Raw genomic sequence first — 18,278 nt, 5'->3', positions numbered from 1 at the left:
GAACCGGGATCAGCGCGCCCGGCCGCCGAGGATGCCGCGGGTCAGCGCGCCGCGCTCGTCCATCAGCTCGTCGAGCGCTTCGGTCAGCACCGCCTCGTCGAGCCGCACGCGCTGTCCCTCGACGTGCTCGCCGGCGCCGCGCAGGATCGCGCGGCGCACCAGCTCCCGCATGAACGACGCGGTGACCCCTTCGGTCGCGGCGACGATCGCTCCCGCGTCCGGCAGGTCGAGATCGGTGTTCTTCGCGTAGAGGCGCAGCAGCCGCTCACGGCACCGCTCGTCCGGTAACGGCACTTCCACCGCGAGGTCGACCCGGCCGGGCCGTTCGGTGAGCGCCTTCTCCATCACCGCGACCCGGTTGGTGGTGAGCACGAAGGTCACGTCGGCTTCCGAGTCGACCCCGTCCATCTCGTTGAGCAGTTCGAACAGCACCGGGGTGCCGCACGAGTTCGCCGCGCGGTCCTCGGCCACCAGGTCCACGTCCTCGACCACGACGACCGCGGGTTGCAGCCTCCTGGCCAGCGTGGTGGCCACCCGGAGCAGCTTCAGCACGGCGACACCGGAGATCACGATGACCGTGCGATCGCCGAGCCTGCCGAGCAGGTACCGCACGGTGTGCGTCTTGCCCGTCCCCGGCGGACCGTGCAGCAGGAGTCCGCGTTTGAGGTGCTGGCCGTGGTCGGCGAGCAGTCTCCTCGACTCCGCCGAGCGGACGACGTGCCGTTCCACGCTGTCGAGCAGCCCGTCGGGAAGCACCACGTCGGCAGGTTCGACTTCGGGGCGGGGGAGGAACGACAGCAGGTGGTTGCCGCGGTGTTCGCTGATCCCGAAGGAGATCACCTGCCCCCGGAACGCGTTGTGCAGATCGGTCAGCCGCTCGATCTCCCCGCGGACCGCGGTGGCCGCCGATCTCTCCGCGGCGAGCACGTGCAGTTTGCACGGCTGGTCGACGCTGTGGTCCGGTGGCCCCACCAGCGCCACCGTCACCGGCCGCCCGTCCGGGGCGAAGGTGTTCACCATGCCGAGGTGCACCGCGTCGATGGTCTCGTCCGGGCCCACGGCCACGCTGACGTAGTCCACCGCGCCGAGGTCGTAGGCACCCCGCGTGACGGCGTTGGTCAGCATGTCCTTGAGGTCGCGGTACGTTCTGCCGTCGCCGTCGATGCCGAACCATTCGGCATCAGGTGACCGCTCGGCGAGGTAGGCGTCGAGACCGCATTGCAGGTTCGCGTGCTCCCAGCCGGGGAAGACCGCTATCACGTTGGGAACTTCGTTCATCGGGCAACCGAGGTGGGTGCTGATCCGGTCCGCCAGCGCGGACGGTCTGCGCAGCGAAGTCGTTGTCAGTTCGAACAGCTTTCGCAGTGATTCGGCCAGTGCGCGGGCTTCGTTCGTTTCCAAATCCGTCACCACGTCATAGTTCGCCGGCGCGGCCGTGATTTCATCCGGGTCTTCCCCGAGTGCTACCCGGAAATCGACCCCGAGTTCGTTCCACTGAGGACTGTCTATTGTGGTTGGTGTGGTTGCGGTCCGTCCTTTCGCGGCCCGGTGAGGATGGTCAGGCCGTAGGCCGAGAGCACCGGGTTGACCGGCAGGAAGTAGGAAGTGCCGCCGCCGGCGCAGTTCCCGGTGCCGCCGATCAGCACGCCCTGCGCCTGCGTACCGCTGACGAAGGGCCCGCCGCCGTCGCCGGGTTCCGCGCAGACGTTCGTTCTGGTCAGGCCGGTCATGGTGCCGTCGGGGAAGTTGATGGTCTGGTTCTTCGCCTGGATCACCCCGCACCGCCAGCCGGTGGTCACGCCGTACTTGCACACCGGGGCGCCGATCGGGGCCTCGGCCGACCCGGTGATCGTCACCTTGCTGTCGGCAGGCGGGATCGACCCCACCAGCCGCCAGTCGGTCGTGTTGGTCACCCTGATGACGATCGCGCCGTTCGGCGGGAACTGCGCCGCGGAAACCACGCCGACCAGCCGTCCGCCGCTGCGGATGGTGTCGCCCGGCTTGCCGCAGGCGCCGGTGGCGATCAGGGAGCCGCTGGCCCCCGCGACGGCGGCGAATCCGGCGGTGCACCGGGACGGAGCGCTCGATTCCAGCGGGCTGCCGCCGCCGAGCGGGGCAGGGGCGCCCGCGTGGGCCGTGGACGGCACCGCGAGGCAAAGGGCCAGGAAAACGCCGAGCAGGAAACGAGATCGGGGCGGTCGCATGGGAGCCTCCGATGGCGGGGGAGTGCCTCGATGGTAACCAGGCCGGATACCGTTGCCCATCGGCCGAATCGCGCATTCCGGTGCTCCGCCCGCTTGCCCTGAAGGATGCTCCTGCGGAGGTCAAGGGGAGGTTCGTCGCGCATTCCCCGAAGGGAGCCTTGGGGGAATCTGACGCGTGAAGGCGACCTTCGGGGCATCAGCTTCACCATGCCGCGCGGCGTGAAGGCCGAGATTGGGGCGTCGGATTCCCTGAAGGCGTCCTTCAGGGAACAAGCCCCTCCCGGCCGCCCCGCGCATCCGCCACCCATCGCACCGGAATCGACGCGCTCACGCCCGGAAGGTCACCTTCGGGGGATGGACAGCCCCGGCCGAACTCACGGATCCGATCTGGAGGAACTCCAGGTTTACGATCAGGATCATGCGATTCGCCATCAAGACCTCGCCCCAGAACACGGTCTGGGAGGACATGCTCGCCGTGTGGCAGGCCGCCGACGAGATCGACCTCTTCGAATCGGGCTGGACCTTCGACCACTTCTACCCCATTTTCTCCGATTCGACCGGGCCGTGCCTCGAAGGCTGGGTCACGCTCACCGCGCTCGCGCAGGCGACCAAGCGGCTGCGGCTGGGCACCCTGGTCAGCGGTATCCACTACCGCCACCCCGCGCTGCTGGCGAACATGGCCAGCACGCTCGACATCGTCTCCGGCGGCAGGCTCGAGATCGGCATCGGCGCGGGCTGGAACGAGGAGGAGTCCGGCGCGTACGGTATGCGGCTCGGCCCGGTCAAGGAGCGCAGCGACCGGTTCGAGGAGGGCTGCGCCGTCCTCGTCGGCCTGCTCACCCAGGAGACCACGACCTTCCAGGGCGAGCACTACCAGCTTACCGACGCCCGCTGCGAGCCGAAGGGCGTGCAGAAGCCGCACCCGCCCATCTGCATCGGCGGCAGCGGCGAGAAGCGCACCCTGCGCACCACCGCGAAGTACGCCCAGCACTGGAACTTCGTCGGTGGCACGCCGGAGGAGTTCGCGCACAAGCGCGCCGTGCTGCACCGCCACTGCGAGGACATCGGCCGCGACCCGAGCGAGATCACGCTGTCCTCGCACGTCCGCCTCGACCCGGACGCCGACTACGCCAAGGTCGCCGCCGACGTGGAAGCGCTCGGCGAAGCGGGTCTCGACCTGGCGATCGTCTACCTGCCGCCCCCGCACACCCCGTCCGTGCTGGAACCACTGGCGAAGGCGCTCGAACCGCTGCGCTGAAGCCCTTGGCACGCTGAAAAGCGCCGCACCTCGGTGCGGCGCTCATCAAGGTCGATTGTCCACTTTGGATGGAAAGCCCGGATGTCCTGAATCAGGCCGTTTCCGGTGCCGGGACGAAGGCGGGGAGCGCGTCGAGGCTGTGGCGCACGGCCTCGGCGCCGTAAGCGAGCATCTGCCGCTCGTAGTCGCCGACCGCGTCGAGAAGGTTCTGGCGGCCCTCCGCCGCCTCGATCAGGCAGCGGCGCAGCAGGTCGGCATCGCGCAGGGCGGTGTTCGCGCCATTGCCGCCGGTCGGGGAGGTGGCGTGGATCGCGTCGCCGAGCAGCGTGACCGGACCTGGTGCCCAGTGCTCGCGGGGTTCGACCACGCGGATGGACAGCAGGGTGCTGTTGTCCGGATCGGACTGCTCGATGAGCGCGCGCAGGTCGGGGTGCCAGCCGTCCATCCTGGACAGTGCGGCCTCCTGCGGGGTCGAAGTGCCGAGCGAGCCGTCCGGCGGCAGGATCATGGCCCAGCGCACGTAGTCGCGGACGTCGGGGAGGGCCACCTCGGGCGCCAGTTCCTCGGCCGCTTCCTTCGGCGGGGTGCGGAAGCGCATCGCGCCGAGCAGCAGGCTCACCCCGTCTCCGGCGATCTTCGAACCGAAAGCCTTTGACAGTCCCGCGAAGCGCTCCGTCAGCGGCGTGCGGCCGATGACGAACCGGACGCCGGTGTCGGTCGGGGTGGTCCGCGGCGACAGCACCGAACGGACTGCGGAGGCGACACCGTCCGCGCCGACGAGCAGGTCCGCGGTGGCCGGGCCGCCGTGCGCGAACCGGGTCTCGACCTTGCCTTCGGCCGTCACGTAGTAGCCGGTCAGCGCGGCCCCGGTGTGCACGGTGAGCCCGGTCAGCAGCAGGTGGCGGAGCACGTGCCGGTCGACCACGATCCCGGTCCTGCCTCGGCCGAGTTCGCCGATCCGGTTCAGCCGCGGGTCCAGGATCAGCCGCTCGCCGTAGGCGTCACCGACGATCGCGTCCAGCAGCGGGTGCCAGCGCGGCGGCAGGCAGCCGCGCAGTGCCTCGAAGCCCGCCGGGTTCAGCACGAGCCGGTAGCCCTGGAACCGCGCGGTGATCGCCGGGTCCCGCTCGTACACGTCGGCTTCGATCCCGGCGCCGCGCAGGCCCTGCGCCAGGCACAGGCCGCCCAGACCGGCTCCGGCAACGGAAACTCGCATCACGCGCCTCCTGAACTGACCTATTGAACGATCAAAGTTCTACGCGACGAACTAAGTTCGTGTCAAGTCGTGGGGCGGGTAGGGGGACGAGGGCTGGAACCTACTTGGCGGTGATCAGGGGAGGGGCGGCCGGTATCCGGCCCACGGGGCGGCGCTTTCGAGCTGGGCGGCGACGCGGATCAGCACGTCTTCCCGGTTCTGGGCGGCGACGAGCTGGACGCCGATCGGCACGCCCTCGGCGTTCCAGTGCATCGGCAGGGAGATCGCGGGCTGGCCGGTGATGTTGAACGGCATGGTGAAGGCGGTCCTGTTCGAAACCTCGGCGGCCAGTTCTTCCGGTGCTTTGGCCTCCGGCGCCAGTTCGCCGAGCTTGGTCGGCGGTGCGGGCGAGGTCGGGGTCAGCAGGAGGTCCAGTTCGTCCTCCCACAGCCCGGCCATTTCGCGAGCCCACCGCTGCGCCGCGGCGATCCCGGCCAGCCATTGGACGGCGGTGACCGAGCGCCCCGCCTCGGCCAGCATCGCGTTCGCCGGTTCCAGAACCGACGAGGGCAGTTGCTCGCCGAGGCGCTTCGACCAGGAATCGAGTTCCCAGGTGACCACGGCGGCGAGCACCGGCGGCAGGCTTTCCAGCAGTTCGGGCGCGTCGAGCGCGGTGGCATCGGCTGGGCCGACCTGGTGGCCGAGCGAAGCGAGCAGGCGCGCGGTGTGCTCGACCGCGGCGACGCAGTCCGGGTGGGCGGCTTCCCCGGAACTCGGTGCGGTGGTGCGGAAACCGATGCGCAGGGCGCCGGGATCCGCGCCGACCTCCTCGCGGTAGGGACGGCGGGGAGGCGGCGCGGTGTGCGGGTCACCGGGCGCGGCCCCGGCGGTGACGTCGAGCACGGCCGCGGTGTCCCGTACCGAGCGGGTCAGGACGTGCTCGTGGGTGAACTGGGCCCAGTGGTCGCCGTACTGCGGGCCGAGGCTCGTCCGCCCGCGCGTCGGCTTCAGCCCGACCACGCCGCACGCGCCCGCCGGGATCCGGATCGAGCCCGCCATGTCGTTGCCGTGGGCCACCGGCACCATTCCCGCGGCCACCGCCGCCGCTGATCCGCCGCTCGAACCACCGGGCGACCGGCTCTGGTCCCACGGGTTCCTGGTCGCCCCGTAGGCCAGTGGCTCGGTCGTGATGCTCAGCGCCAGCTCCGGCACGTTCGTCCTGCCGCAGAACAGGAATCCCGCGGCACGCAGCCGCGCGGCCAGGTACGAGTCCTCGGCGGCCCGCCAGTCGCGGTCGCGGAGCACGGCCATGCCGCCGTGCACCGGCTCACCCGCGGTGTGGCACAGGAAGTCCTTCAGCAGCATCGGCACCCCGCGGAACGGTCCGCCCTCGACGGTCGCCGCCTCGCGGCGCGCCTGCTCGAACCGCCCGCGGACCACCGCGTTGATCTCCCCGTCGAGGTCCTCGATCCGGGCGATCGCCGCTTCGAGCAGCTCCAGTGGCGTCACCACGCCCCGGCGGACGAGATCCGCCTGTGCCGTGGCGTCCAGCCAGGCGAGTTCGCTGGTGTCCACTGGGACCTCGTTCATCCGGTATGTCCTCCTCCGTGCCGGGTGCCACGTGTCCACAGTGGTCGCACGAATCGCGATCGCCGGTGAATCCGTTGGTATCGGAGCACTTCGTCCATCGGATGATGCCCAGAAGTCCCCGCCGGGATCGGTCAGCCCGTGATCGCCGTCGCCTCGACTTCGACGAGTACGCCGGGCTCGAAGAGGTGCTCGACCCCGATCAGCGACGCGGGCGGCATGGGCTGCGGCAGCCCGATCTCCGTGGCCACCTCGTCCACCCCCGCCATGAATTCGCGGATCTTCTCCGGTGTCCACCGGGTGACGTAGAAGGTCAGCCGCACCACGTCGTCGAACGTGGCACCCGCGCCGGTGAGGCCGGTCGCGGTGTTGCGCAGCGCGTGCGCGACCTGTCCGGCGAGATCGCTCGCGACCTGCGTCCCGTCGGCTTGGCGCGCGATCTGACCGCTGACGTGCACGTGGCGCGTGCCGGTGCCGACGGCGACGTGGTGGTACGGGGTGGGCCGCATCATGCCACCGGGGGTGAAACGCTGGACGCTCATCGAAGTCTCCTCGGGTCAGGTATACCCTTGATACCTGGTACATCCAGGACACTTCAACGAGACTAGGTACCATGCCGGATACTTCCCACGGCTCCCCAGCCGGACTCGCGATCAGCGCACCCCATCGGGAGTTGCTCGATCAGGTTCTCGACAAGTGGTCGCTGCAGGTCCTCAACGAACTCTGCGAGCGGCCGTGCCGGTTCAACGACCTCCGCCGGGCGATCCCCGCGGTGACCCAGAAATCGCTCACCGCCACGCTTCGACGGCTTGAGCGCAACGGCATCATCGAACGCGTGCTGCTCAGTTCCCGGCCGGTCGCGGTCGAGTACCGGATCACGTCACTGGGAAAGACGCTTCGGCACCCGGTCGACGTTCTCCTCGAATGGGCTACTGCGCATATGCCGGATATCGAAAAGGCGCGCTTGCGCTTCGATGGTTCGTTCGGTGACTGACCTGTGGGCGGGTGCTCAACGGTCTCCGTGTTCGTCTTGGGGTGCGTCCTCGGCGAGTGCCGGTTGCTCTGCGCCGAGTCGCCATTCACGGGTCTCGGCTACGTCCTTCGCCTCCTTGACGTGCCGTCGTGAGGCGTCGAGTAGCTCGTCTGCGGGGGTTTCGGTGTCGTCTGGTCGTGGTTCTGGCATGGGGATCCTTTCGTCCAACTTTGAGTACCCACTTGTGTCTGTGGGTTAAACTTCTGAGGTTCGCGTGTTTGGCGGCTCGGTGACAGTTCCCCACGGAACGGATCTCTTTGGTCGCCTCGATGTGCCGTTCCCGACGCATTGTCGGTCCCGGTTGTTGTTTGGCTTCCGTGTCGTTGTGGTCCCGTTGTGGCGGCCTGTGATATTTGTGTACCCGATTGGGTTCCGGGATTTGTTTTGCTGGTTGTGCGTTGCGCACTATTTCTCAGATGGTGCGGGTGTCCTCGCGAAGATCGGTGGCCGGGGAGATCGCGTTGCTGTCGAATTTGACGCAGGCCGCGGCGGAGCGGAAGGTGGCGCTCGCTGTCGCGTTGACCTCATACCTGCCGTGCACGCTGGCCGCGATGGAGGCTGGGCTCATCAATGAGTATGCGGCCTCGCGGGTATTCGAGGCGACCGCGTGTGTGTCCGAGGGGGTGGCTGCTGAGGTTGACTCGTTGTTGGCGGGGAGGTTCGAGAATCGGAATCCGCCCGCACTGCGGAGGTTGGTCAACTCGCTGCTGATGCGGGTCGACCCTGAAGGGTATGAGCGGCGGCGTCAGGAGAAAGTGGCGGCGCGCCGGTTGGAGATCCGGCATGGGGATCACGGATCGTCCACCCTGTTCGCCGAACTGCCTTCCGACCAAGCGCAGGCGCTCTACGCCGCCTGTGACTGCACATCGACCTGCCAACCCTGCTGGGACTGCGGGACAATCCGGGCGAGCTGACGGGGTGTGGTGACATCTCACCCGAGATGGCGCGGGCGATCGCGTTCGACGCCGACTCGGTCTGGAACCGGATCATCGACGAACCCATGACCGGCCTCCCCGTCGACCTCGGCCGCAAAAACTACCGGCCGCCGAGCGCCATGCGGAAGTACCTCCACGTCACCCACCGGACCTGCAGCATGCCCGGCTGCACCCGGCCCGCCCAGTACACCGACCTCGACCACGCCACCGCCTGGAAAGACGGCGGCCGAACCGACAAAGCGAATCTCCGGCCGCTGTGCCGGGTCCACCACGTGCTGCGCGGCGAACCCGGCTGGACCTTCGCCACCGACAGCGAAACCGGCGCACTCACCGTCACCGCGCCCAACGGCCGCAGCTACGCCGACGAACCCCCGCCCGCCGGATTCCCGACCCGTGTGACCAGGCCGTTATCGGTCAGTGACTTGGACGGGGTGCCTCGTTCGTGATCTTGCCGGGGGAGGGTTGTGACGTTTCCGAGACCTCGTTAATCTAGGCGTCGGTTCAGTCAGCAGCCGACCGCGAAGCGGTGGGGTGATCGTGCTGACCACCTTCCGCTTCATGATCAAGGCGAGCGGAAGGGGACTGTCGATGGCGTCGCACGCGCATCACGAACTGTTGCGAATCGTGGCCAAGCCTGCCACGGATGCGGTCGCGGAGATCGCCCTGTCGGGTGAGATCGACCTGTCGACCACGCCGAAGCTGGATGCATCGGTCGATGCGGCGTTCCGCCCGCCGAAGCCGAAGCTCGTGCTGCTCGACATGAGCGGTGTCGGGTTCCTGGCGAGTGCGGGGATGGCGAGCCTGCTTCGGGCGCGAGAGCAGGCGCAGGGCAACGGCGTGCTGCTCCGGCTGTGCGCGCTACCGACGCCGGTGCAGCGGTCGCTCGCGCTCGTCGGCCTCGACCGCGAATTCGACATCCACGAATCGGTGGAGGCCGCGAAAACGGACTGGGTGAACACGGCCCCCTGAAAGCGTCGGCCGTGACCGAGGTGCGCCCACCGCGGCGGTGGGCGCACCTCGTCGCCAGGGTGTCAGTCGGTTTCGAGGGTCAGGTCGTAGCGGTTGAGCACCTCCTTGACGGGCTGGAAGTAGGTGGTGCCGCCGTCGTCGCAGTTACCGGAGCCGCCCGAGGTCATGCCCTGCGCCTGCACCAGCTTCGTGCCCGATCCCGACGACGGCCTGCTGACGAACGAGCCGCCGGAGTCGCCCGGCTCGGCGCAGGCGTTGGTCTGGGTCAGACCGTGCACGATGTTGCCGTTGCCGTAGTTCACGGTCTGGTCGAGCGCGCCCACCTTGCCGCAGTGCCAGCCGGTGGTGGAACCGGACCGGCAGATCTTGCCGCCGACGCCGACCACGTCGGTGCCTTCGATCCGCACGTCCGAACCGTCGTCGTACCGGTCGACGCGCGGCGGGGTCGAAACGTCGTCCTTGGTCACCTTGATGGTGCCGTAGTCGTTGTCGGGGAACGAGGACTTCGCGACCTTGCCGATCGTCCCGCCGGTACCGCTGACCGTGCCGCCGAGTTCCGTGCAGTGCCCGGCGGTGATCACGAAGTGGACGTCGTCATCGTTGTACGCGTTGAAGCCCACCGAACAACGACCCGCGCTGAAGTACAGCTCCTGGCCGCCGATCACGTCCCACAACGGGCGCGGTGCCTCGGCGACCGGCTGGACGCGCAGCGGGGCGACACCGGCGGCCCTGACCCAGGCCAGCCCCGCGGCATCGTTGTGCAGCACGTCGACCACCACTTCGTTGGCGGGCGCGTCGACGTACCACCCGACGACGGAGGAAGGCACGACGGCGCCCCTCCGGTCCAATGTGGACTTGATGTTCTTCAGCTCGGCCGCGTTGTGCCGCACCACTTTCGGCACCCCGCCGCCGGCGCGGATCTGCGCCGCTCGGGCGGCATCGGTGGTACCGACGACGAATTCGCCGGTCGTCTGATCCAGCCAGGAATCGGCGAAACTCCCACCGAGTGAAGCGCTGAACGACGCCTGCGCGGCGGCCAGCGACGCCGGGCCGGACGACTCGGACAACTTCGGCGCGGCGGCGGCCGGTGTCGCGAAGGCGGCCGCGGCGACCGCCGCCCCGGACAACGCGACGACGGTGCGAAGAGGGAATCGACTCACAAGAGCCTCCAAGAGAGCAGGGAAGAGAACGGGAAAGATCAGGAGAATTGAGGTGCACGCTCGTCGATCGACGCTATCGAGATGATCTTCCGCTCGATAGAGCTGTTAGAGGGCCAGCTACTCCCTCGAATGCCACGTCAATTCGCCATGGCCGTCCCTATGTATCACTCGTACGAGTGAAACGATCTTCTTTTCTCTCCTCTTTTGTCCCAATCTTGCCCGGGAAAACAGCCGTGCCCGCGGCCGGAATCCTTGCTTTTGCGCCAATCCTGAATGTCACCTGGTCGGGTAGAAGTAAAACCCGATGAGCGCAGCGGCCGGGGGTGCGGTTTCAATTGGGTCAGGCTTGGGTTTGATCTGACCCGATTCGCAATGCAGTGCGGAAGTAATTTCCGCGACTTCGGTTATCCGGTCGCACCGTCCGGTTCGCGTGCCGCGGCTTGGCGGGCGCGGTGGTTGGCGACGTTGGTGCGGTTCCCGCACAGGCCCGGCATGCAGTACCGGCGACGGCCGGGCCGGGTGGTGTCGATGAACGCGCCGTGGCAGGTGGGTGCGCCGCAGGCGCGGAATCGTCCTTCGCCGAGGGTGTGCACGACACCGAGGACGCCGACGCCGCAGACCAGGGAGAGCGCGTCGAAGACGGTGGCTTCGGGGCGGAGCGGGATGGCCCAGCGGGTGCGGTGTTCGTGCGCGGGGTCGGGAACGAGTGTGGCGCCACCGGCGGGGGAGGTGAGCGCGCTCGCCCCGGTGACGAGGTGGTCGCGGCCGGGGTGATCGATCAGATCGCGCACCGTGCCGCGCAGCGCGCGGACCGCTCGCAGGTCGGCGGGACGGGCGCGGCGCGCGAGACCGGGCAGTCCGCCGCGGTCGTCGTGGTCGTGCAGCTCGACGAACGCGACGAGGGCGGTCAGGTCGGGCAGGTGGTCTTCGCCGTGCCAGACCTCGGCGGCGGTGTTGACCAGTTCGGTCGCGACGCCCGCGGCCCAGACGTAATCGTCTAACGCAACTTGCATCCCTTACCGACCTCCCGCTACTCTTCGGCTAACCACCAGTTTAGCCCTTACCCAATATCGGGAGACCTCGCCCATGCCCGCCTCCGGGATCGACGCCGTGGTGTTCGACGTGCTCGGCACGCTCGTCGACGAATCCGCCGGTATCCGTGCCGGGATCCACGGCCTCGCGCCGTCGCTCGCCGATCCCGCCGTCGAGGAGCTGGTGCGGCTGTGGCACCGGCACGTCGACGGCGAGCAGCAGCGCATTCTCGACGGCGGCCGCGCCTATGTCGTCAGTGACGTGCTCGATCGCGAAGCCGCCCGGCTCGTCGCCGACGCCGCCGGAATCGGCGATCCCGCCGCGCTCGCGCTGTCGGGCAGGCGTCCGCCCGCCTGGCCCGACAGCGTGCCCGGCCTCGCTCGTCTCGCCGCGCGCTTCCCGCTGATCGGGCTGTCCAATGCCAGCCGGAGGGCACTGCTGGGGCTCAACGCCCACGCGGGTCTGCGCTGGCACCAGGCGCTCTCGGCCGAGGACGTGCGGGCCTACAAGCCCGCCGCGGTCGTGTACGAACTCGCTGTCACGGTGTCCGGGGTGCCGCCGGAGCGGCTCCTGATGGTCGCCGCCCACGCCTGGGACCTGCGGGGTGCGCAGAACCTCGGCCTGCGCACCGCCTACGTCGCCCGGCCGGTCGGCGACCCGCCGACGTCCTCGGACCGGTTCGACCACTACGCCGATGACCTCGCCGACCTGGCCGACCAGCTCGACGCGCCGGCCGGGCCGTGAACCTCAGCCGTGGCGTGCGCCGAACTGCCCGCGCGGCGAGGTGGGCGAGGAGGAACCCCAGTACTGCTGATCACCACGTCGCCCTCGGTGGCCGTCGGCGCTGACCTCCGGTGGCGGCCGGGTGGCTCAGTCCATTCAGGACTCGGTTCGCAGTTCGGCGCGCAGGAGCGCGGCTTCGCGCACGATCCCGTCGGGAGGCGCGGTGGTTCCGCCGTCGGTGGTCACGTAGGCGACCCGGCCGTGGTCGCCGGGGCCGCGGCCCCACGCGGCGCTGGAGGGACCGGTGAGGGCGGGATCGAACGGGTCGCCCGCGAGGTGGCGCGGCTCGTCGTGCCCGGGTGCGAGCGGGACGCGGTCGACCGTGTTGGCCCGATGCCTTGTCACGTAAGCGAATCCGGTGTCCTCGTCGATGCAGAAGTCGTCGGCGTTGTCGATGGTGGCGACGAGTTCCGGGGCGCCGGCGGGGTCGAACGTGGCGGGGTCGACCGGGACGCGCATGAAGACCTGCTGCGCGGTCGAGGTGTACCAGAGGTAGCCGGTGCGGGCGCCGTAGCGGATGCCGTTGACGCCGGGTTGAGGTGGCGGCGGGACATCGCTGCCGGGGTCCATCTCCATCGTTTCGTGGGCAAGCCAGATCCTGGCGGTGGCACCGCGGGCGCCCTCGGCGAGGTCTACGCGCCAGAGGAACCCGGCGAAGCAGTCGGCGACGAGCAGCACCCCGGGACCGAGCAGGCAACTGCCGTTGAGCCCGCGGGCCCGGTCGTCGAAGGTGAAGACGATCTCCGGTGAGACCGGGTCGCCAGGGGCCCAGCCGGTGAGGTCCAGCCGCGCCAGGTGCGATTCGTGCGTGGTGTAGGCGTCGCTGAGGTTGATGACGAACACGTCCGGCTCGACTTCGGCGATGCCCGTGACGAGGTGGTCGAAGGTGCACACGAGTACCGGGCCGGTCGCCGCGTCCGGCCGGGGGTCGGGGACGCACCACAGCTGCTTGTGCAGCAGGGCGGTGACCAGGACCGAACCGTCGCCGCGGACGGCGAGGTTCTCCAGGAAGTAGTGCTCGGGAAAGCGCGCGACCGTCGTCAGCGCGAGTGCGGTGTTCGGCATGGGCCCCTTCGTTTTTAAAGAGAACGGACGTCCGCTTTTTTGTAAGGTAGGCTGCGCGGCGACGGCCTGTCAACCCGATGCGCCGGGCGCGAGGAAGGCGGAACCATGCCGCGGGTGAGCCAGCAGTACAAGGACGACCAGCGCGCCCAGATCCTGGCGGCGGCGCGGCGGTGCTTCGTCCGCAACGGGTTTCACCAGACGTCGATGCAGGACGTGTTCACCGAAGCGGGCAAGTCCGCCGGCGCGGTCTACCGGTACTTCCCCAGCAAGGACGACATGATCGTGGCCACCGCCACGCAGAACCTCGACGACGTGGGTGGCGTGCTGCGGGCCGCGGCCGCTTCGGGTGCCGGGCGCGGTCTCGGGCCGGTGGTGGCCGAACTGCTGGAGGCGGTCGCCGCCCGGCACGCCGATCACCAGCTCGCCGCGGTGGCGCTGATGGTCTGGTCGGAGTCCCTCCGCAACCCCGCGCTGGCCGCGCGGCTCGAAGAGACCATCGCCGCCATGAGCGCCGACATCGCCAGCCTCGTCCGCGAACGCCAGGAAGCGGGGCAGTGGGGCGGGGCCTCCGCCGACCAGCTCGCCGCGGTGATCCTGTCGGTCCTCCCCGGGTTCCTGCTCAACCTCGCCCTGCGCGGCCCGCGTGCGGTGTCCGGTTTTCCCGGCGCCGTCCGCGCGCTGTGGCCGGAGTGACCGGGTCAGTTCTCGAGCAGTCCGCGCACCTCGTCGTCGAAGAACAGCGCGGGATCGAAACCCATCCCGGTGAAGTGACCGGCGAGTTCGAGCGAGAGGACGCCGTGGATCCGTACCCAGAAGGACAGGGCGCGGTGCAGGGTCGCGGAGGACGCCGGGTGGTCGCCTGCCCAGTGCCGGTGGGCATCGAGGTGGGCATCGAACGGTGTCGCCGGTTTGGCGCGTGACAGCGCGGCGTGGGCGTCGATCAGCACGCTCATGATTTCGAACGAGATCTCCGTGGTCTCGCCTGGCGCGTGGTAGCCGGGGATGGGCGTGCCGTAGATGAGGAAGTACCGGTGGGGGTCAGTCAAGGCCCATTTCCGCATGGCTCGGGCGAGCCCAGCCACGTCGGCATCGGTTTCGCGGGCCGCTCGGACGGTGTCGGCGAGGCTTCGGTAGGCGTCCCGGACGAGCTCGGTGATCAACTCGTCGCGGCTGGCGAAGTACCGGTACAGCGCGGGGCCGCTCATGCCCACCTGCTTGGCGATCGCGTTGAGGGACAGTGCGGACATGCCCGTCGTGGCCATCTGCTCCCACGCGTGCTGCTTGATCTCCGCGCGCACCCGCACCCGGTAGCGCTCGCGCGGGCTCGTGCCTTCGGTCATGGTCATCCTCGCCTCCGCGACATCCTCAAGAGCTAGTTAGAGGCTATCACTTTCACTATTGACGCTCACAGCGAAGTGTTATAGCCTCTAATTACAGCGAGCGCAGCTAACAGCTCGCGGAATCAGTCATCGAAACGAGGAGAGCAGCCATGTTCGGCATCCACCCCACCGCTTCGCCGAAGTCGCACACCGGGACCGGCGCCGCGCACACCTCCCGCCGCGCGGCGCGCGCCGCTCTGCTCGCGATCCCGCTTGCCGCCGGAATCCTCGGCGGCACCGTCACACCGGCTCAGGCGGCCACGCCCGCGGCGCCTGGTCAGAACGCGACGGCCCCGCTGACCTGCCGAGGGGAAAGCGTCGATCCCGCCGCCAAGATCCGCTACCGGACCGAGGCCGTCATCAAGGCTCCGCTGGACACCATCTGGCGGCTGCAGACCGACGTGCGGCGCTGGCCTTCGTGGCAGGCGCCGGTCAAGAGCATGAAGCGCCTCGACCCCGGCCCGCTCCGGAGCGGCTCGCGGTTCCGCTGGACCACGCCGGCGCCGCCCACCGAGACGACCCCCGACACCACGCTGAGCATCACTTCCACCGTCCACCAGATCCAGCACGGCAAGTGCATCCGCTGGAGCGGGCCCGCGATCGGGGAGGGGCTGCGCATCGACAACGGTGTGCACGTCTGGAACTTCACCAAGGTCGGGGGCGGTGTGCTCGTGCGCACCGAGGAAACCTGGACCGGCGCGCAGGTCGAAGGCGACGTGCCCACCGCCACCCGCTACCTCGGCGCGGGCCTCGAAGCGTGGCTGACCGATCTCAAGGCCGCCGCCGAAACCGACCCGTGCCACCACCGGTGACCGTTCGCATCTGGCTGAAAACCCTTACCCGCAAGCAGAAGCACGATATCGAGGAGCAGGAAATGACCGCCACCACGCTTCGCCGCGACCCCGACGGCGCCACCGCCGATGCCCGCCCCGGTTCGCGGTCCGTCCTCATCTCGGCCTGGGCCGTTCCGGTCCTCGTCATCGGCCAGTTCGCGATGGTCGCCAGCATCCCGGTCGCGCTCGTGCTGATCGGGACCCTGCGCGATGCCCGCCTCCGCGCGCTTCGCTGGTGGGCCGTCGCGCTCACCGCGGCCTACGCCACCCCGCTGGCGCTCTGGGCGATCGGACCCGATCGCGCGCCGAGCCTGTCGAAGGACATGCACCCGGTCTTCGCCGCGGCCGTCAGCATCACCGCCGCCGCGGTCGCCATCGCCTACCACGTCTTGCGCCGCACCAGGAGCCGCTGACCCGCCTCCCGTGCCCGGCCAGGCAGCGCTGCCAGGCCGGGCTCAGGCGCGGGTGCCGCTTCGCTTGGCGGCCTGCATGTCGCCGACGACCTCGGTCACCATCCGGATCGACGCGGCGTCCAGCACGTTGCCGAATTCGATGACGTCCACGCGTCCTCGGAGGCGGCCCTTCAGTTCGGGCAGTTCGCTCGGGATCACCACGAGGTCGATGCCTTCGAGGTCCGCGTCTTCGACGCCGTCGAGGATCTCGATGTTGGTGATTCCGGACTGGGTCAGCGAATCCCGGATGCTGACCGCCTGGTCCTCCGTGGAGTACCAGATGCCGACGGTCCTGCGCTTGGGCACCGAAGCGATCTTCACCAGGGTCTGCACGTGGGGCGCCACCACGATCGCGACCACCTCGGTCTCCGGCCGCCGCCACCGGCCCCGGACCTCGGCGAGGTGGAAGAACGTGGTGAGCACGAGATCCGCTTGTTCGTCCTCGGTGCCGAATTCGCCGAGCACGAGCGGTTTCACCCTGAGTCCGAGATGTCCTTCGAGTTCGCAGGCGAAGTACTTCGCGCGGTCCTCGTTGCACTCCACGAACGAAACCCTGAGAACGTCATCCTCCGCGCGCAGGGCGAGGCCCGTCACCAGCGACTGGATTTCGGCGGCGGACAGGCCGAGCGCGATGCACTCCCGCGTCGCCGCTTCCAGTACTTCCCTGGCCCGGTCGCGTGCCGGGGAACTCTCCCGCTCCTGGCCGGGCCCCACCACGGTCGTCCCGCCACGGCCGCGGCTTTCGACCAGGCCGAGTTCGCTCAGTTCCGCGTAGGCGCGGGCCACGGTGTTGCGGTTGAGGTGCAGGTTGTCGGCCAGCAGCCGGGCGCTGGGCAGGGTCTGGCCCGGTTCGAGATCGCCGTTCTCGATCATGAACGAGAGCTGGGTGACGATCTGGCGGTAGAGGGGCGCGTCGGAATGGCGGCTCACCTGGATGTCGCTGTTCACCGGCTCTCCTTCGCTCGCCTGCGGCCCCACTGTAGATGAGCCTGGTTGACCCATGAGCATTGAACCTAGTTCACTAGGTCTAACTCGGGTCGATTTGGCCTACGGTGCTGAGACGGGAGCGGAGATGGACGAACAGGGCTTCTGGCGGTCCGCGACGAACCACCTGGTCAGGTACGGGGGTGCCTTCACGCCGCGCATCATCGAGCGCGCCGCCGGGTCGTACGTGTACGACGCCGAGGGACGGGCGATCCTGGACTTCACGTCCGGGCAGATGAGCGCGCTGCTCGGACATGCGCACCCCGACGTCGTCCGCGCGGTCGCCGAAGCCGCGGGCACCCTCGACCACCTCTATTCCGGGATGCTGAGCCGTCCCGTGGTCGAGCTCGCCGAGCGGCTCGCCGAGTCGCTTCCCGCGCCGCTGAGCCGGATGCTGTTGCTGAGCACCGGTGCCGAGGCGAACGAAGCCGCGATCAAGATGGCGAAGCTGTACACCGGGAACTACGAGATCGTGGCCTTCGACCGCTCGTGGCACGGGATGACCTCCGGCGCGGCGGCGGCCACGTTCTCCGCGGGACGCCGTGGCTACGGGCCCCCGGCGCCGGGGAACTTCACCCTGCCGACGCCCAACGCCTACCGGTCACCGTTCCGGCACGCGGACGGTTCCTACGACTGGGAAACCGAACTCGACTACGGGTTCGGGCTCATCGACGCCCAGTCGTCGGGCAGCCTCGCCGCGTGCGTCGTCGAACCGATCCTGTCCTCCGGCGGGATCGTCGAACTGCCCGAGGGCTACCTCGCGCGGCTGCGGGACCTGTGCGCGGCGCGGGGAATGCTGCTGATCGTGGACGAGGCGCAGACCGGCCTTGGCCGCACCGGAACCATGTACGCGTTCGAACGCGACGGCGTGGTCCCGGACCTGCTGACCCTGTCGAAGACGCTCGGCGCGGGCCTGCCGGTCGCCGCGGTGCTGACCTCGACGGAGATCGAGCGGGTGTGCCACGAGCGCGATTTCCTCTTCTACACCACGCACGTCTCGGATCCGCTCGCGGCTTCGGTGGCGCTGACCGTGCTGGACGTACTGGCGCGCGACGGCCTGGTGCACCGGGCGCGGGTGCTGGGGAAGGAGCTGCGCGACCGGTTGCTGGGACTCCGCGACCGCTTCGAGGTGGTGGGTGACGTGCGGGGACGCGGCCTGCTGCAGGGAATCGAACTGGTGGTGGACAAGGCGAGCAGGACACCGGCCGACGGGCTCGGCCGCGCGGTGACCGCCGCCTGCCTCGACCGCGGGCTGCACATGAACATCGTGCAGCTACCGGGGATGGGCGGGATCTTCCGCATCGCGCCGCCGCTGACGATCGAGCCCGCGGATCTCCACGACGGCGTCGACCGGCTCGAAGCGGCGTTGTCCGAAGTGCTGTCCTCGGCCGCTTTTTCACCCGCGTAGG

General features: G+C 69.2%; 20 protein-coding genes. 10 read left to right on the top strand and 10 right to left on the bottom strand.

Translation table 11 applies throughout. The features are described 5' to 3' along the window. Positions 1-9 precede the first annotated feature (9 nt). Together ABD256_RS08190 and ABD256_RS08185 are read right to left on the bottom strand one after the other, a co-directional pair. Entirely contained in the window at positions 10-1,410 is a 1,401-nt protein-coding gene (locus ABD256_RS08190) for an AAA family ATPase (protein WP_344415238.1), read from the bottom strand. Between the two features lie 95 nt (positions 1,411-1,505). After that, on the bottom strand, positions 1,506-2,204 hold the full coding sequence (locus tag ABD256_RS08185; protein WP_344415235.1) for a S1 family peptidase: 699 nt from the start codon (positions 2,202-2,204) through the stop codon (positions 1,506-1,508). A gap of 418 nt (positions 2,205-2,622) precedes the next feature. Here ABD256_RS08185 and ABD256_RS08180 point away from each other — a divergent pair, with 418 nt between their 5' ends. Continuing rightward, positions 2,623-3,462: an LLM class F420-dependent oxidoreductase gene (locus tag ABD256_RS08180; RefSeq protein WP_344415233.1), complete on the top strand. Its 840-nt coding sequence runs from the start codon at positions 2,623-2,625 to the stop codon at positions 3,460-3,462. A 91-nt stretch (positions 3,463-3,553) separates the two neighbouring features. Here the strand turns inward: ABD256_RS08180 and ABD256_RS08175 are convergent, their stop codons facing one another. The 3 genes from ABD256_RS08175 to ABD256_RS08165 all read right to left on the bottom strand — a co-directional run bounded on the left by ABD256_RS08175 (position 3,554) and on the right by ABD256_RS08165 (position 6,786). Beyond that, the gene (locus ABD256_RS08175; protein ID WP_344415231.1) at positions 3,554-4,678 is read right to left on the bottom strand and encodes an FAD-dependent oxidoreductase; all 1,125 of its coding nucleotides are present in this window, start codon (positions 4,676-4,678) and stop codon (positions 3,554-3,556) included. A 114-nt stretch (positions 4,679-4,792) separates the two neighbouring features. Beyond that, positions 4,793-6,247, bottom strand: a complete 1,455-nt coding sequence (locus ABD256_RS08170) for an amidase (RefSeq protein WP_344415229.1) — start codon at positions 6,245-6,247, stop codon at positions 4,793-4,795. Between the two features lie 131 nt (positions 6,248-6,378). Beyond that, on the bottom strand, positions 6,379-6,786 hold the full coding sequence (locus ABD256_RS08165) for a RidA family protein (protein ID WP_344415227.1): 408 nt from the start codon (positions 6,784-6,786) through the stop codon (positions 6,379-6,381). 71 nt (positions 6,787-6,857) lie between these two features. Between ABD256_RS08165 and ABD256_RS08160 the strand changes: the two genes are divergently transcribed. From ABD256_RS08160 to ABD256_RS08145, 4 genes are all read left to right on the top strand, one after another. After that, positions 6,858-7,238 (top strand): winged helix-turn-helix transcriptional regulator, encoded by a 381-nt coding sequence (locus tag ABD256_RS08160; protein ID WP_344415224.1) that lies wholly within the window; start codon positions 6,858-6,860, stop codon positions 7,236-7,238. 455 nt (positions 7,239-7,693) lie between these two features. Beyond that, entirely contained in the window at positions 7,694-8,191 is a 498-nt protein-coding gene (locus tag ABD256_RS08155; protein WP_344415221.1) for a DUF222 domain-containing protein, read from the top strand. A 26-nt stretch (positions 8,192-8,217) separates the two neighbouring features. After that, the gene (locus tag ABD256_RS08150; protein WP_344415219.1) at positions 8,218-8,658 is read left to right on the top strand and encodes an HNH endonuclease signature motif containing protein; all 441 of its coding nucleotides are present in this window, start codon (positions 8,218-8,220) and stop codon (positions 8,656-8,658) included. A gap of 91 nt (positions 8,659-8,749) precedes the next feature. Beyond that, positions 8,750-9,181 (top strand): STAS domain-containing protein, encoded by a 432-nt coding sequence (locus ABD256_RS08145; RefSeq protein ID WP_344415216.1) that lies wholly within the window; start codon positions 8,750-8,752, stop codon positions 9,179-9,181. A 62-nt stretch (positions 9,182-9,243) separates the two neighbouring features. Here ABD256_RS08145 and ABD256_RS08140 read toward each other — a convergent pair whose 3' ends face one another. Together ABD256_RS08140 and ABD256_RS08135 are read right to left on the bottom strand one after the other, a co-directional pair. Beyond that, a complete protein-coding gene (locus ABD256_RS08140) occupies positions 9,244-10,341 on the bottom strand; it encodes a S1 family peptidase (protein ID WP_344415214.1) in 1,098 nt (365 codons plus the stop codon). 404 nt (positions 10,342-10,745) lie between these two features. After that, the gene (locus ABD256_RS08135) at positions 10,746-11,354 is read right to left on the bottom strand and encodes a CGNR zinc finger domain-containing protein (protein WP_344415212.1); all 609 of its coding nucleotides are present in this window, start codon (positions 11,352-11,354) and stop codon (positions 10,746-10,748) included. A 73-nt stretch (positions 11,355-11,427) separates the two neighbouring features. Here ABD256_RS08135 and ABD256_RS08130 point away from each other — a divergent pair, with 73 nt between their 5' ends. Next, positions 11,428-12,117 carry a haloacid dehalogenase type II gene (locus ABD256_RS08130; protein ID WP_344415210.1) on the top strand — a complete coding sequence of 230 codons (690 nt, stop codon included), beginning with the start codon at positions 11,428-11,430 and terminating at the stop codon, positions 12,115-12,117. 135 nt (positions 12,118-12,252) lie between these two features. Here ABD256_RS08130 and ABD256_RS08125 read toward each other — a convergent pair whose 3' ends face one another. Then, on the bottom strand, positions 12,253-13,221 hold the full coding sequence (locus ABD256_RS08125) for a hypothetical protein (protein ID WP_344415208.1): 969 nt from the start codon (positions 13,219-13,221) through the stop codon (positions 12,253-12,255). A 105-nt stretch (positions 13,222-13,326) separates the two neighbouring features. Between ABD256_RS08125 and ABD256_RS08120 the strand changes: the two genes are divergently transcribed. Then, positions 13,327-13,914, top strand: a complete 588-nt coding sequence (locus ABD256_RS08120) for a TetR/AcrR family transcriptional regulator (protein WP_344415206.1) — start codon at positions 13,327-13,329, stop codon at positions 13,912-13,914. Between the two features lie 5 nt (positions 13,915-13,919). Here the strand turns inward: ABD256_RS08120 and ABD256_RS08115 are convergent, their stop codons facing one another. Next, on the bottom strand, positions 13,920-14,567 hold the full coding sequence (locus ABD256_RS08115; RefSeq protein WP_344415204.1) for a TetR/AcrR family transcriptional regulator: 648 nt from the start codon (positions 14,565-14,567) through the stop codon (positions 13,920-13,922). Between the two features lie 143 nt (positions 14,568-14,710). Here ABD256_RS08115 and ABD256_RS08110 point away from each other — a divergent pair, with 143 nt between their 5' ends. Beyond that, positions 14,711-15,412, top strand: coding sequence for an SRPBCC family protein (locus ABD256_RS08110; RefSeq protein ID WP_344415201.1), 702 nt, complete (start codon positions 14,711-14,713; stop codon positions 15,410-15,412). A 62-nt stretch (positions 15,413-15,474) separates the two neighbouring features. Continuing rightward, positions 15,475-15,846, top strand: a complete 372-nt coding sequence (locus tag ABD256_RS08105; RefSeq protein WP_344415198.1) for a hypothetical protein — start codon at positions 15,475-15,477, stop codon at positions 15,844-15,846. A gap of 42 nt (positions 15,847-15,888) precedes the next feature. On the opposite strand, the gene ABD256_RS08100 is transcribed toward ABD256_RS08105, so the two are convergent. Next, positions 15,889-16,833 carry a GntR family transcriptional regulator gene (locus ABD256_RS08100; RefSeq protein ID WP_344415196.1) on the bottom strand — a complete coding sequence of 315 codons (945 nt, stop codon included), beginning with the start codon at positions 16,831-16,833 and terminating at the stop codon, positions 15,889-15,891. Positions 16,834-16,957: 124 nt separating this feature from the next. Between ABD256_RS08100 and ABD256_RS08095 the strand changes: the two genes are divergently transcribed. Beyond that, complete coding sequence (locus ABD256_RS08095) at positions 16,958-18,277, top strand: aspartate aminotransferase family protein (protein ID WP_344415194.1); 1,320 nt, start codon at positions 16,958-16,960, stop codon at positions 18,275-18,277. The last annotated feature ends 1 nt before the right edge of the window (position 18,278 follow it).

Source organism: Amycolatopsis minnesotensis (genome assembly GCF_039529815.1).
Lineage (GTDB): Bacteria > Actinomycetota > Actinomycetes > Mycobacteriales > Pseudonocardiaceae > Amycolatopsis > Amycolatopsis minnesotensis.
Note: the sequence above shows the minus strand (reverse complement) of the source record. Positions and strands in the feature narration are given on the sequence as shown.

What these genes read in the sequence shown, in the direction of transcription:
- ABD256_RS08185 (WP_344415235.1), bottom strand. Translation starts at nt 2,204, where the DNA reads ATGCGACCGCCCCGATCTCGTTTCCTGCTCGGCGTTTTCCTGGCCCTT.
- ABD256_RS08180 (WP_344415233.1), top strand. Translation starts at nt 2,623, where the DNA reads ATGCGATTCGCCATCAAGACCTCGCCCCAGAACACGGTCTGGGAGGAC.
- ABD256_RS08175 (WP_344415231.1), bottom strand. Translation starts at nt 4,678, where the DNA reads ATGCGAGTTTCCGTTGCCGGAGCCGGTCTGGGCGGCCTGTGCCTGGCG.
- ABD256_RS08170 (WP_344415229.1), bottom strand. Translation starts at nt 6,247, where the DNA reads ATGAACGAGGTCCCAGTGGACACCAGCGAACTCGCCTGGCTGGACGCC.
- ABD256_RS08165 (WP_344415227.1), bottom strand. Translation starts at nt 6,786, where the DNA reads ATGAGCGTCCAGCGTTTCACCCCCGGTGGCATGATGCGGCCCACCCCG.
- ABD256_RS08160 (WP_344415224.1), top strand. Translation starts at nt 6,858, where the DNA reads ATGCCGGATACTTCCCACGGCTCCCCAGCCGGACTCGCGATCAGCGCA.
- ABD256_RS08155 (WP_344415221.1), top strand. Translation starts at nt 7,694, where the DNA reads ATGGTGCGGGTGTCCTCGCGAAGATCGGTGGCCGGGGAGATCGCGTTG.
- ABD256_RS08150 (WP_344415219.1), top strand. Translation starts at nt 8,218, where the DNA reads ATGGCGCGGGCGATCGCGTTCGACGCCGACTCGGTCTGGAACCGGATC.
- ABD256_RS08135 (WP_344415212.1), bottom strand. Translation starts at nt 11,354, where the DNA reads ATGCAAGTTGCGTTAGACGATTACGTCTGGGCCGCGGGCGTCGCGACC.
- ABD256_RS08130 (WP_344415210.1), top strand. Translation starts at nt 11,428, where the DNA reads ATGCCCGCCTCCGGGATCGACGCCGTGGTGTTCGACGTGCTCGGCACG.
- ABD256_RS08125 (WP_344415208.1), bottom strand. Translation starts at nt 13,221, where the DNA reads ATGCCGAACACCGCACTCGCGCTGACGACGGTCGCGCGCTTTCCCGAG.
- ABD256_RS08120 (WP_344415206.1), top strand. Translation starts at nt 13,327, where the DNA reads ATGCCGCGGGTGAGCCAGCAGTACAAGGACGACCAGCGCGCCCAGATC.
- ABD256_RS08115 (WP_344415204.1), bottom strand. Translation starts at nt 14,567, where the DNA reads ATGACCATGACCGAAGGCACGAGCCCGCGCGAGCGCTACCGGGTGCGG.
- ABD256_RS08110 (WP_344415201.1), top strand. Translation starts at nt 14,711, where the DNA reads ATGTTCGGCATCCACCCCACCGCTTCGCCGAAGTCGCACACCGGGACC.
- ABD256_RS08105 (WP_344415198.1), top strand. Translation starts at nt 15,475, where the DNA reads ATGACCGCCACCACGCTTCGCCGCGACCCCGACGGCGCCACCGCCGAT.
- ABD256_RS08095 (WP_344415194.1), top strand. Translation starts at nt 16,958, where the DNA reads ATGGACGAACAGGGCTTCTGGCGGTCCGCGACGAACCACCTGGTCAGG.